The following is a 13,065-nucleotide window of genomic DNA, read 5'->3' as shown; positions in this document are numbered from 1 at the left end:
TACAATAGTTGTCACTCAGACTAGAGTCAATTCATGCGAGAAATCATTCTTATATCCTTTTTAGGACCGGACCAACCAAACCAGTTTACCCGATTAATGCAAGTACTATCCGTACATTCATTGCAAATACTGGATGTAGGTCAGGCTGTTATTCATAATCAACTTACATTAGGCATTGTGGTCGCTTCTGATAATGAAACTGCGACCGCATTGGCAATGAAAGAGATTCTGATTTTAGCACATGATATTGGCTTAACAGTGCGCTTTAAACCAATCACGGGCGCAGAATACGATCAATGGGTAAGTGAAGGCGGACGTACTCGTTATATCGTCACGGCTTTAGCCCCAGAACTCACTGCGGCACACTTACAAGCAGTTACAAAAATTGTGTCTAGCCAAGGCTTTAACATCGAAACAGTAACGCGTTTATCAGGTCGTGTAGACTTCGAAAGAGATAGTGCATTCCCACGTCGTGCCTGTGTACAGTTTGGTTTAAGCAGCGGCCCAACTTTAGATGCACAAGCCATGCGTGCTGCATGTTTGCTTCTTTCAAGCGAACTAAATATCGATGTTGCTGTTCAAGAAGACAACGCTTATCGCCGTAATCGCCGTTTGGTGTGTTTCGATATGGACTCAACATTAATTGAACAAGAAGTGATTGATGAGTTGGCGATTGAAGCAGGGGTAGGCGCACAAGTTGCTGAAATTACTGAAAGAGCGATGCAAGGTGAGCTTGATTTCCAGCAAAGCTTCCGTGCACGTGTTGCATTATTAAAAGGGCTTGATGCTGCTGTTTTACCTAAAATTGCAGAGCGTTTAACCATTACAGAAGGTGCAGAGCGTCTTATCTCGACCTTAAAGGCACTTGGTTATAAAACGGCAATTTTATCTGGTGGATTCCAGTATTTTGCTGAATATTTACAAGGCAAACTCGGTATTGATGAAGTTCACGCTAACATTTTAGATGTGCAAGACGGCTTCGTAACAGGCGAAGTAAAAGGTGCAATTGTTGATGGTGCCCGTAAAGCTGAGTTATTACGCGAACTTGCAAATAAGATGGGAATTTCTTTAGAGCAAGCGATGGCCGTAGGCGATGGTGCAAACGATTTACCGATGCTTGCGATTGCAGGTTTAGGCGTCGCTTATCGTGCAAAACCATTAGTACGCCAAAATGCAAATCAAGCGATTTCAAGTGTTGGTTTAGATGGTGTGCTTTATTTACTCGGTATGCATGATAAAGATTTAAATCGTGCTTAACCTATATGGATAAGCTTTAAGCGCTACTTCAGAGTAGCGCTTTTTTTATGCAGAATAGTCATAAAAACAAGCAAGTTATGACAAAATTTTGCACAGAAAAAAGGCAATAAAAAAATCTGAAAAAAACTTATTTTGGTCCTTAAAAACAGCATATTTTTTTGTAATGACACGCCAGAATTGATGCCATATAGGGAATCGAACTTTTTGAATTTTACAAAAATGTAATGACAAAAGAATGTTGCGACAAAGTATGTCGCATTAAGAAAAAACGGGTCTTTTTTTCTAAAAAAAAACATCCATAATGCATCGTAAGCTTCAACACAAATCATGAATTAAAGTTGTTTTTGGAATGAGGTCGGGTATTAAAGACCGAATGTTTTTAGACGTTTTCATTAAGACGGAGGTTTCTATGGTAACAGCGAGTTTTGCCGCTATCGCCGGATTCAGCTTAATTGCTGTCGCGCTTGTTGCTGTTTTCTTTTCTCCTTACCGTCGTTGGCTTGGTTTTATGCTTGCAGGGATGTTCTTTTGGGGGCTATTGGAAGTGGTCCGTTTTGGAGTTCAAGTCACTTTTGAAATGCCAGTCACATATAGTTATTTAACTGCATTAAGTCTAGCGATGGTAATGGTTACATTTATTTTGTTACGTGAGGATAAACAAGCACAAAAGGCATTGGCAAATCGCCAATATATAGAACACACGCCAGTATATGAAGATGATCAGCAGCAATGTTCTAGCCGATAATTAAATTGTTATCTAACGGTAAAAAGGTATGCACAGCATGCCTTTTTCATTTACGAAACGTGATTTTTATTATACAAAGCATTTATTAAAAAATAGCCAGTTATGCTACGATAGATGGGTCTGTTGACGTTTCATCTAGATTGCGTTGCCAGCTAAAAAATATCAATTGATGCATAAAACACAGGCAATGGTATGTCCTTGCTAAGTTTTGCTCTAAAGTTTTCATAAAAATACAATAGGCGTGAATGTTCATGAAACTTTCTTCCATACCTGTAGTCAAGTTACCTCTTGTTGATGTCAGTACAGACCCATTAGATTTGTTGGTAGCAGGTTTAGTGCTGCGTATGAAGCAGTTGGCGCGTACTAGCCCTAAGTTTATTGAACTGATTCATGACCGCGCATTCCGTATTCAGATCGGTACAGATTTAGGTGTTGCACGTCAGATCATTATTAATAATGGTCAGATTGATACTGTTGCAGGCGCACCTGAAAAAGCTGATTTTATTTTGCAATTTGCAGACAGTGAGCAAGGTGTAAAAACTTTGATCAAAGGTGACCCAACAGCATTTATGACGGGTATGCAAGATGGCAGCATTAAAATGGAAGGTGACTTCAGCCTATTGGTATGGTTCAACCAAGTTGCTAAGCTCATTCCGCCTAAGTTACCAAAACCAGTAAAAGATAAAGTACGTCAGGCACGTGCTTTTATTAAAGAGAAAACTGGACGTTAATATCCAAATATAAAAAAACTCCCATTTTGGGAGTTTTTTTATATCTATGCTTCTACTTCTAGATTGAATGTCACCGGACCATCATTAATCAAATGAACTTTCATATCCGCAGCAAAAATTCCGGTTTGAACTTTTTCAAATTGAGAATGCGCATATTCAACCAATTGCTCGTATAACGCTTTTGCGTCGCTAGGTGGCATGGCAGGACCAAAGTCTGGACGCAAACCTTTCTGTGTTTGTGCCATTAAGGTAAATTGTGACACAAGCAAGATTCCACCATTTGCTTGAGATACATTCCAGCCCATTTTGCCTTGTTCATCATCAAAAATTCGATATTTCAAAATTTTATCAATAAGCTTTTGGCCAATAGCCAAAGTATCATCTCGGCCAATGCCTAAAAACACCAGTAGGCCGTGTTGGATTTCGCCTGTAGTTTCACCGTCTACAACCACTTTGGCTTCAAGAACTCGTTGTATTAAAGCGCGCATAGTTAAAGCAAATTTCTATAATTAATTGAATTAACGTAGTTTAGCAGAATTTAAATTAAATGATTTTTAAAAGGAAATTTCATGGAACTGCAACAATGGTATAAAACCTCGTAATTCATCCATAAAAGTATGCTTTAATGCTAAGAAGCAAGCGAATAATCATTGACTATGTCTCCAATTATCCATTCTTTACTAGATACAGACTTGTACAAATTTACGATGCTACAAGTGGTTCTACATAAATTCCCGCAAACACATAGTGTCTATCATTTTCGTTGCAGAAACTTAGAAGATACAGTCTATCCATTAGTGGATATTTTGGATGACTTAAACGAGCAACTCGACCATTTATGTAATCTCAAATATAAAGAAGACGAGCTACAATATTTAAGAAAATTACGATTTATTAAAAGCGACTTTGTCGATTACTTAGAATTATTCCAACTCAAACGTCGTTTTATTCAGGCTAGTATTGATGCAGAAGGCCGATTAGATATTCATATTGAAGGACCGATGGTTCAGGCGATGATGTTCGAGATTTTTGTCCTAGCCATTGTAAACGAGTTGTATTTTAGCCGTATCAAAACAGATCAAGTTTGGGCCGAAGGCGAACGCCGTTTACAAGCAAAGCTCGATTTGATTCAGCAATATGAAAAATCTCAACAGCCAAACGATCCACCGTTTTTAGTTTCTGATTTCGGTACACGTCGTCGTTATAGCTTTGCTTGGCAAAAACATGTCGTGGCAGCTTTTCATAAAACTGTACCCAATGTGTTCCGTGGTACAAGTAATGTGTTGCTGGCTAAAGAGCTTAACATTACACCGATCGGGACCATGGCACATGAATTCCTACAAGCGTTTCAGGCACTTGATGTACGTTTGCGTGATTTCCAAAAAGCTGCTTTAGAAACGTGGGTACAAGAGTACCGTGGAGATTTGGGAATTGCCCTAACTGATGTGGTAGGGATGGATGCTTTCTTACGCGACTTTGACCTGTATTTTGCCAAACTATTTGATGGATTACGTCATGATAGTGGCGACCCGTATGAATGGGGTGATAAGGCTTATGCGCACTATCGTAAATTAAAAATTGATACCAAAACTAAAATGTTGACCTTTAGCGATGGTCTTAATTTGCCAAAGGCATGGGAGTTGCATCAATACTTTAAAGATCGTTTTCAAGTGAGTTTCGGTATTGGAACTAATTTGACTAACGATATGGGGCAAAAGCCACTGAATATTGTGTTGAAACTGGTTGAATGTAATGGTCAGTCAGTTGCGAAGATCTCTGATAGTCCGGGTAAAACCATGACTGACAACGATACTTTCTTGGCCTATTTACGTCAGGTTTTTGAAATCGAAGAACTTGAAGAAGTGGTTTAAGTAAAAAGTAGTCTCGCTATTTTTTATTTTTAAAAGTGAGAATGCTGATATCTGATTTTCTGCTAAAGCGTAGCAGAAAATCAGAGTTTGTTAGATATATGCTTATGCTAAGATTGAAAATAAGCTGGTATAAAAAGAAACCATGACGATGACACTCCCGAATTTTAAACTCGATTTATTAATAGAAGCAGAAGAATTAGTGCCTTATCTAGGCAACGAATATATTCGTATTGTAGATTTGAGCCGTGCATCTGTTTATGAGCAACTTCATATTCCGCATGCTATTCATTTACAACCAAAATGGTTAGTGTCTCAACACGAAGAAGCCACTGGCATTTTGCCAGATGAAGCAGGTTTACAAGCACTAATTGAGAAATTGAATATTTCACCGAATCATCATGTTGTGGTCTATGACGATGAAGGTGGAGCATGGGCTGGACGTTTAATCTGGAATTTGCATTGCTTAGGATTCACCCGTACCAGTTTAATTAACGGGGGTATTCATGCATGGTTAGGTGCAGGCTTACCAACTACAGCAGAAGTTGAAAAAATTTCTCCTGTTACGGACTTAATTCAAATTGATTTATCACATGCCGCTCAGTTCCGTGTGAACTATGAAGAGCTACGCAAACAAGTTGAGCAAGAAAGTGTGCAACTGTGGGATTGCCGGACGAGTGATGAATATAGTGGTGTCCGTTTAGCAGCGCGACGCGGCGGTCACATTCCAAATGCCCTCCATTTTGAATGGAGTACTGCACTTAATCGTCAAAATCATCTAAAATTGCATCCGCTTGAACGCACGCGGCAGCGCCTTGAACAACTTGGGTTCGATTTACAACAACCTGTAGTTGTGTACTGCCAGTCACATCACCGTTCCGGTTTGGCCTATATTCTGGCTAGACTCTTGGGCTGGGAAGCAAAAGCCTATGATGGTGCGTGGAGTGAATGGGGCAATCGCCTCGATAGTCCTATTATTACTGGAGAATCACCGTCGTGAGTTTCACATCTCGATTAAAAAAAGAATTATTTATTAAGGCACAAAACCTTGTACCACAGCATCAATTGAGCCGTGTGGTAGGTAAAGTTGCTGCGAGTGAAAATCCAGTTGTGAAAAACGCTGTTATTCATGCATTTAAAACCAAATATGGGATTGATTTATCGATTGCTGAACAAGGCAATGCTCTGAAATATAAATCTTTTAATGACTTTTTTACCCGTGCATTAAAAGAAGGTGTACGTCTGATTGACGAAAATGCAGATAGCATCGTGTCCCCAGCAGATGGCGCAATTTCCCAAATTGGTAAGATCACTGCGGGTGAAGTATTTCAAGCAAAAGGTCAAAGTTTCTCTGTAGAGAAATTAATTGGCGATCCACAACTTGCTCAACCATTCCAAGACGGTGAGTTCGCGACAGTTTATTTATCACCGCGTGATTACCACCGTGTTCATATGCCGTTTGCAGGGACATTAACAGAAACGTTATATGTGCCAGGCGAGCTATTTTCGGTAAATCAGGTCACTGCTGAAAATGTACCGGGATTATTTGCTCGTAATGAACGTATGGTGTGTTTGTTCGATACTGAACTTGGCCGTATGGCTGTTGTTCTAGTAGGTGCAATGATTGTTGCTGGTATTGAAACTGTGGCAACAGGCAAGGTAAAACCTTCAGGCCGTATCGAATTACAACATCATCAGTTAAAGCTAGAGAAAGGTGCTGAGCTTGGACGTTTTTATTTAGGTTCTACAGCCGTTATTTTATTTGAAAAAGATAAGATCGAATGGGAACAACGTTTTAAAGCTGAGTCTGTAGTTGTAATGGGCGAGCGCATGGGACATACCATTTAGTCCGTTATATTGCTCCCTAAAAACAAGTAAACCCTGACTTTAATTATTCAGGGTTTTTTTTGATTTAAATTATATAAACCTAAAATATATAATTATGTTTGGATTTATATTATATGGAAATATAATTATTATTAAGTGATCTAAATGAGTACGTTATATAAGCTAGTGTATAAATATGTATCTGAAAAGAGCAAAAATATTAATATGATTAAAAATTAATAAATAAAAATAGAATGAAATATTTAAGTTAGACTTAAGTCGAGGTTTTAATTTTATTTGAAGATAAGTTATTAAATCTAAAAAATTTATTTAGTTTTTTTATAAGCATGAAGCGCTTTTTAGATATTACACAACTTTAGCCTTGGCACAATGCTTGCTAACTATTCAGGACCTTACTGTAATTTTCATATTTTTTTAGGTTCTGAAATCATGTTAAAAGTTAAATGTCTGACAGCTTCAGTTTTATCTGTACTTTGTATTTCACTCACTCATGCCAATGATTTTAAAGTTTTAAATCAAATTTCAAAACAACCTACTCAACTTCAAACTGGGGAATATAAAGGTAATTATTATGTTCCATCTACTTTAAATACCATTACATGGGGCTATTTACCAAATCGAGATGCTAAACCCGTGCTTACTGTTCCGTCGGGTAGTGTCGTAACATTTGATACGGTTTCTCATGAAGGTTTGCTTGAAGACCAAGGGCGTAATGCTGAAAAGTTCTTTAAATCTAAGGGTGTAAATTCTAATCAAATATTGGAAGATGCAAAAACAATTACGCAATCAAATTTAAAGCATGATTTTCATAAAGATGGGCCGCATATTGTGACAGGCCCTGTTGCAATTGAAGGCGCACAGCCCGGTGATATTCTGAAAGTTGAAGTACTTAAAGTTGAGCCACGTGTTCCTTACGGTGTGATTTCAAATCGACATGGTAAAGGTGCTTTAGTAGGGGAGTTTCCTAAAAAAGCAAAGCAAGAAAATGCATCGGCTGAGCATCCTGAACGTTATGGAAATGTATCGATTTTCACCCCAATCGAAAAAAATGCTAAAGGTGAATACGAAGGTGTATTAAAAACAGAATCTGGTAAATCAATACGTTTTCCGCTCTATCCTTTTATGGGAATTATGGGGGTAGCAGCCAATACGTCTGAGCCTGTTCACTCTGTACCACCTGCAATGTATGGCGGAAATATTGATATTAATGAACTAGGTGCAGGTTCAACTGCGTATTATCCTGTTCAGGTTAAAGGTGCATTATTCTATACGGGTGATAGTCATTTCGCGCAAGGCGATGGGGAAGTGGCATTAACGGCACTAGAAGCTTCAGCCCGCGCCACACTGAAATTTACCTTACTCAAAACAGGTAAGGACAAAATACCGGGCAAAGAGCTAAAACAACCTTTAGCTGAAAATGCTGAGTTTTGGATTACACCGGGACTTGATGAAGATCTTGATGAAGCGATGAAGAAATCTACACGTGAAGCCATTCGTTTCTTAAACCAAGAATACGGTATTGATGAAGCGACAGCGTATGCCTATTTAAGTGCCGCGACTGATTTTGAAGTTTCACAAGTAGTAGATAAAACCAAAGGTATTCATGCAAAAATTAGAAAAGCTGATTTTAAAGAGTTTGAGAGTAAATAATTGAGATGACCCAAGCTTGGTATTTAAAATATTAAATACCAAGTTAATTTTATTTTAACTATTTATAAGTTTTCTATATTTTATAATTAAGTATAATAAATATCACATATATTGATTAGTATAAAATCTAATGCAATCACTTCCGAACGTTCTACTATATCTGGCTGCACTATTAACATTCTGTGCCGCATTACTTCATTTTGTTTGTGTGTTCTGGGGAGCAAATGGTTTTCGGTTTTTAGGGGCGGGGAAAAGTATTGTCCAGATGGTTGAAAGAGGACACTGGTATCCTAATTTTACAGCTATAACTGTGGGATTAATTCTAACAGTATGTGCTACATATGCCTTCTTTGCAGCAAAGGGAATACAGATATTACCTTTTACCAAAATTATTTTGTCGCTTGTTGCAGCGGTTTTTCTTATCCGTGGTTTTGCTTTTCCATGGTTAAAGTCAAAATTTGTTGGTAATAGTGATTTATTTTGGTACGTCAGCTCAGCCTTTTGCTTAATACTCGGTGCTTTATATGCCGCAGGCGTATATTTAATTTGAAACGAATATATTCTAGGTGAACTAGAGTGAATAATTTTAAAAAATAAAAGGGAGCTTGGCTCCCTTTTTAATTATTTAGTCCAACCATATTTTTTGAAAATAGTATTGCCTTGTTGTGAAGATAGAAAATATACAAAACGTTTAGCCTCGGCATCTTTTAAACTATGTTTAGTCAAGGCTACACCTGTGTCACGATAGACAACTAGCTCTGGTTCGATAGGGATAATTTGTCCAACGTCCGGGTTACTGATTCCCCAAATATTAAAGACTAACCAAGCATCATAGCTGCTATTTTCTTCCCAGTTTTTCTTGGCAATACCTGTGTTGGCTGCATAGGTAACAATATTCTTTCGAAAAGCTTTTGTTAATTGAATATTTCCAGTTCTGCCAGCGATATCTTCCCACATACCAACTTGACCTGCACCATGTGTAACTAAAACCTTAACGCCAGATTTAGCGAGGTCTTTAAATCCTTTAATATTTTTAGGATTTCCTTTTCTCACTAAAATCGCTGCGGGGCGTAAATATAAAGGTTCTATCGAGTCTTTTATAATTTGCTCAGAAAATGTATTTTCGAAATCAGACATCATGGCTTCGGAACCACTATAGATAACATCTCCATCTAGTTTCGCCTTTTCAGACCATTGAGTAGTAGGACCAGAAGTCACATGAACTGCTATTCCTGTCTTATTGGTGAATTGTTTGGCGGCTTCTTTCATAGCAGGTGCTGGCCCACCCGGACCATATACTTGTACATCTGCAAAACTATGGATAGATAGAGAACCGAGAATAAGAAAAATCAGGTAGGGTATAAATTTTTGTTTTGGCATTTTAATCGCTATCGTAATTAAGAAAATATCAGCATATATTTTTTATTATTAAAATTGGATTAATTTTTGCAACGATATTTATAATACATTCCTTTAAAATATATTTTAATGAGATTTTAAGAGAATATATAAATGTAAATTATTTTGAGTTGAATATAAATATAGAAGATTCTATGGTAATTTATATTTTATAAATTAATTATTTAAATAGATGTAATGTAAATAATAGAGGAGTAATCCCTTGATTAGAAAAAGTAATTCTTTCTTAAAAATTTTATTTAGCAGTATTTGTTTGGCATCCGGTTCTGCTATGGCTGCTCCAATTACAGATTTGGGTAAGCAAATTGTGAGCGAAAAACCGGGTTCAATATTGTCGCTAGAACAGCAAGCTGTGACGGATTTATTTCCTCATGCCGGTCAGCGCTTATTAGTAAATTATCGTAGTCGAGGTATTCAGGGCGAACCTATTGTTGCATCGGCTTTTATTTTATTACCAAAAGGAACGCCACCCAAAAATGGCTGGCCGATACTTGCTTGGGCGCATGGTACGACTGGAGTTGCTGATACTTGTGCACCTTCGGGCGACTATGTGGGTGGACCAGTTCACTCATATCAAGAAGTTGCTTCCAAAGCTTTAGATGGTTGGCTTGCACGTGGCTATGCAGTTGTCGCACCCGACTATCAAGGCTTAGGCACATTAGGTGCACATCCCTATATGAATGCAAAGAGCCAACTGCATACAGTGGTTGATGCAGTGCGTGCATTACATATGCTTAAGCCAAAAGATTTCAATAAACAGTGGTTGGTGATGGGGCATAGTCAAGGCGGGGCTGCTGCTATTACAGTGGCGGCTTATGGTCAAAAAGATGCTCCCGAACTAGATTTAAAAGGGGCAATCGCTCTTGCGCCAGGCGGCTATCAATATGAAGGCATTGCAGAATATGTGCAGAGTAATCCGAACCCAGAACCTAGTGTGGCTGCTTTTTTCCCAATTGTGTTATTGGGAGCACAAGCAGCAGAACCAAGCATTGTTCCTGAAAATTTAGTCAGTCCAGAAATGAATACGGTGCTAACTCAAGCACGTAGCCGCTGTTTATCTGAACTTCAATCTGATTTGAAGAAGTCTCCTTCTAGCATATTTCGCCCTAACGCAGATTTAAAACCTCTTTTGGCTTATTTAAAACAGCAGTCTATTGAAAATATGGTGCCTACCGTACCGTTAATGATTGTTCAGGGTTCTAAAGATCATTTAGTCGACCCTAGAGGAACATCTGCTTATTATCAGCAGCTATGTAAATTAAAAAAACCAACTATTTATCAAACGATTGATGGTGGAGATCACCGTGATGCACTGCGTCAAAGTAATATTTTTGCCACTCACTTTTTAAATGTCATAGAGAAAAATCAGACAAAATCGTATTGCTCGAATTTTAAGTAAATTGGTTTAAATAATACAAAAAAGCCGACTTTTCATGAGTCGGCTTTTTAAATGTGAGAGGGGCAAATTTAGGTCATGTTATATAGTCTTTCTTTTGGAAAAACTGCGGTAAATGTTGATCCTTCGTTTTCTTTAGACTGCACATCTAAATAAGCGCCGTGTTGCATCAGCACGTGTTTTACAATTGCCAAGCCTAAACCTGTTCCACCTGTTTGACGACTACGGTCGCTATCAACACGATAGAAGCGTTCAGTCAGTCGTGGCAAATGTTTAGGGTTAATTCCGATGCCTGTGTCTTGCACACTAAAGTATGCATGTTCACCGTCATCATGCCAGCCAATGGTAATGGTTCCACCTTTTGGCGTGTACTTGATAGCATTCGTAATTAAGTTACTAAATGCACTGGCAATTTCCATGTCAGAACCAATTAGGTCACAGTGGCTATCAATGTGTAAATTGAGCGTGTGTCCATAATCGGCATTGTAGGCCTGAGCATCATCAAAGAGTTGACTCATTAAACTCGGCATTTCAATAATCTGATTCTTTGCAATTTTTTTATTATTTTCTAAATTCGATAACAGCAGTAAATCATTCACCAAAGCATTCATACGCTTGGTTTGTGACTGCATCTGATCAAAGGCACGTTTCCAGCGCGGACTAATATCTTCTTGATCGGTAAATGTCTCGATATAACCACTCAGTACAGTTAATGGTGTACGAAGTTCATGAGAAATATTATCGACGAAGTCTTTACGCATTTGCTCAAGGTTGTGCATACGCGTAACGTCGTAAGCCACCAATAAGCGACTTTCTCCACCAAATCGTGTGAGTTTAACCTGCACATAACGGTCATCATCAAAATTTGAGTGAAGCTTAATTCCATCAGGTGCCTGATCAATATTGTTAAAATATTCAATAAAGGTCGGCTGACGTAAAATCGTTAAGAGGTTTCGGCCACGATCGAGAGGGCTGATTCCTAACAAACGTTCGGCAGCAGGGTTCCACCACTCGATTTGATGTTGATCATCAATGAGTACCACCGCTTCAGCAAGCGCCACCAAAGATGACTGTGCACGGTCAATTAAACCGACCATTTCGGCCTGAACTATTCTTTCCTGACGCTGAGCACGGTAAACATTAAATAACAATGCCCCCCAAATCCCATTAAGGTTTGGAGGCACGTCATAAGGTTTATTCGCAATCCAGTCATTGACCAGATATAAAGAACGCAATTGGAGTGTAAAAAACACCACGAAGGCGATAAAAATACAGCTCCAGAAATACCCAATACCGAAACCGACTAAACCGGCAATAATTAGAAAAAATAATAAAAGCCGTAAATCTTGTTTGGCAAACGTCCATAAACTACTGTATCGAGAAAGCTTTTGTTCACGTACCTGTTCAGGGACGGGGTAAGGTTCATACATAAATCTTGGTTAACCTGCGGCTAAATCTGCACGTGTTGAGAAACGGTAGCCAGTTCCACGTACAGTCTGAACAAATCGGTCAACACCAAAAGGTTCTAACACTTTACGCAAACGACGGATATGCACATCGATAGTGCGGTCTTCAATATATACATTACCGCCCCATACCTGATCGAGCAACTGGGCACGCGTATATGCACGTTCTGGATGGGTCATAAAAAACGCAAGTAAGCGATATTCAGTTGGGCCCATATCTAAAATGCTGTTGCCAAAGCTAACACGTTGGCTTACAGGATCAAGAATTAAACCATTGGCATCAATTGTTTTTTCACCACTTAATGCATTCGCGCGGCGCAGAACTGCCTTAATACGTGAAACCAGTTCACGTGTTGAGAAAGGCTTCGTCATGTAATCATCTGCACCCGCATCAAGACCTTGTACTTTATGGTCTTCTTCTCCGCGAGCGGTCAGCATAATCACTGGAATTTCTGCTAGGTTCTCATCGCGTTTTAAGCGGCGACATAAATCGACACCGCTTACGCCTCCAGGTAACATCCAATCAAGCAAGATAAGCGCCGGACGTTGGTCGACGATAATTTGATGAGCCTGTTTGGCATCTTCTGCCTGTAAACACTGAAAGCCTGCCATGTCCAAAGAAGTATGGATCATTTCACGAATAGGAAGCTCATCATCGACAATTAAAATATAGTCATCTTTCACA

Annotated in this window: 14 protein-coding genes; 9 read left to right on the top strand and 5 right to left on the bottom strand. The window is 38.7% G+C overall.

Annotated elements, in window-relative coordinates:
• Positions 1-33 precede the first annotated feature (33 nt).
• Entirely contained in the window at positions 34-1,257 is a 1,224-nt protein-coding gene (gene serB, locus RMA94_RS05545; protein WP_057069122.1) for a phosphoserine phosphatase SerB, read from the top strand.
• 23 nt (positions 1,258-1,280) lie between these two features.
• Here the strand turns inward: serB and RMA94_RS05540 are convergent, their stop codons facing one another.
• Complete coding sequence (locus tag RMA94_RS05540; RefSeq protein ID WP_025465982.1) at positions 1,281-1,553, bottom strand: hypothetical protein; 273 nt, start codon at positions 1,551-1,553, stop codon at positions 1,281-1,283.
• Positions 1,554-1,666: 113 nt separating this feature from the next.
• On the opposite strand from RMA94_RS05540, the gene aciT reads away from it, so the two are divergent.
• Both aciT and RMA94_RS05530 read left to right on the top strand, forming a co-directional pair.
• Positions 1,667-2,002, top strand: a complete 336-nt coding sequence (aciT, locus tag RMA94_RS05535; protein ID WP_057069120.1) for a ciprofloxacin tolerance protein AciT — start codon at positions 1,667-1,669, stop codon at positions 2,000-2,002.
• Between the two features lie 251 nt (positions 2,003-2,253).
• A complete protein-coding gene (locus tag RMA94_RS05530) occupies positions 2,254-2,733 on the top strand; it encodes a hypothetical protein (protein ID WP_002119134.1) in 480 nt (159 codons plus the stop codon).
• Positions 2,734-2,777: 44 nt separating this feature from the next.
• On the opposite strand, the gene dtd is transcribed toward RMA94_RS05530, so the two are convergent.
• On the bottom strand, positions 2,778-3,221 hold the full coding sequence (dtd, locus tag RMA94_RS05525) for a D-aminoacyl-tRNA deacylase (RefSeq protein ID WP_032005029.1): 444 nt from the start codon (positions 3,219-3,221) through the stop codon (positions 2,778-2,780).
• A 168-nt stretch (positions 3,222-3,389) separates the two neighbouring features.
• On the opposite strand from dtd, the gene pncB reads away from it, so the two are divergent.
• The 5 genes from pncB to RMA94_RS05500 all read left to right on the top strand — a co-directional run bounded on the left by pncB (position 3,390) and on the right by RMA94_RS05500 (position 8,649).
• On the top strand, positions 3,390-4,604 hold the full coding sequence (pncB, locus tag RMA94_RS05520) for a nicotinate phosphoribosyltransferase (RefSeq protein WP_005078724.1): 1,215 nt from the start codon (positions 3,390-3,392) through the stop codon (positions 4,602-4,604).
• Positions 4,605-4,752: 148 nt separating this feature from the next.
• Positions 4,753-5,601 carry a sulfurtransferase gene (locus tag RMA94_RS05515; protein WP_238516927.1) on the top strand — a complete coding sequence of 283 codons (849 nt, stop codon included), beginning with the start codon at positions 4,753-4,755 and terminating at the stop codon, positions 5,599-5,601.
• A complete protein-coding gene (asd, locus tag RMA94_RS05510) occupies positions 5,598-6,449 on the top strand; it encodes an archaetidylserine decarboxylase (RefSeq protein ID WP_311082159.1) in 852 nt (283 codons plus the stop codon). Before RMA94_RS05515 ends, asd begins: the two co-directional genes overlap by 4 nt.
• A 429-nt stretch (positions 6,450-6,878) precedes the next feature.
• Positions 6,879-8,099, top strand: a complete 1,221-nt coding sequence (locus RMA94_RS05505; protein WP_069036310.1) for an acetamidase/formamidase family protein — start codon at positions 6,879-6,881, stop codon at positions 8,097-8,099.
• 130 nt (positions 8,100-8,229) lie between these two features.
• Entirely contained in the window at positions 8,230-8,649 is a 420-nt protein-coding gene (locus tag RMA94_RS05500; protein ID WP_017387600.1) for a hypothetical protein, read from the top strand.
• 71 nt (positions 8,650-8,720) lie between these two features.
• On the opposite strand, the gene RMA94_RS05495 is transcribed toward RMA94_RS05500, so the two are convergent.
• A complete protein-coding gene (locus RMA94_RS05495) occupies positions 8,721-9,479 on the bottom strand; it encodes an AcfC family putative adhesin (protein ID WP_311082158.1) in 759 nt (252 codons plus the stop codon).
• 241 nt (positions 9,480-9,720) lie between these two features.
• On the opposite strand from RMA94_RS05495, the gene RMA94_RS05490 reads away from it, so the two are divergent.
• Positions 9,721-10,917: an alpha/beta fold hydrolase gene (locus tag RMA94_RS05490; protein ID WP_068530701.1), complete on the top strand. Its 1,197-nt coding sequence runs from the start codon at positions 9,721-9,723 to the stop codon at positions 10,915-10,917.
• A gap of 68 nt (positions 10,918-10,985) precedes the next feature.
• Here RMA94_RS05490 and phoR read toward each other — a convergent pair whose 3' ends face one another.
• Entirely contained in the window at positions 10,986-12,344 is a 1,359-nt protein-coding gene (gene phoR / locus RMA94_RS05485; protein ID WP_311082157.1) for a phosphate regulon sensor histidine kinase PhoR, read from the bottom strand.
• 9 nt (positions 12,345-12,353) lie between these two features.
• Positions 12,354-13,064, bottom strand: a complete 711-nt coding sequence (gene phoB, locus RMA94_RS05480; protein WP_000650776.1) for a phosphate regulon transcriptional regulator PhoB — start codon at positions 13,062-13,064, stop codon at positions 12,354-12,356.
• Between the last annotated feature and the right edge of the window lies 1 nt (position 13,065).

The sequence above is a fragment of the Acinetobacter sp. V115_6 genome (assembly GCF_031799025.1).
Taxonomy (GTDB): Bacteria; Pseudomonadota; Gammaproteobacteria; order Pseudomonadales; family Moraxellaceae; genus Acinetobacter; species Acinetobacter pittii.
The sequence above is the reverse complement of the archived record's forward strand: the minus strand, read 5'-3'. Positions and strand labels throughout refer to the sequence as shown.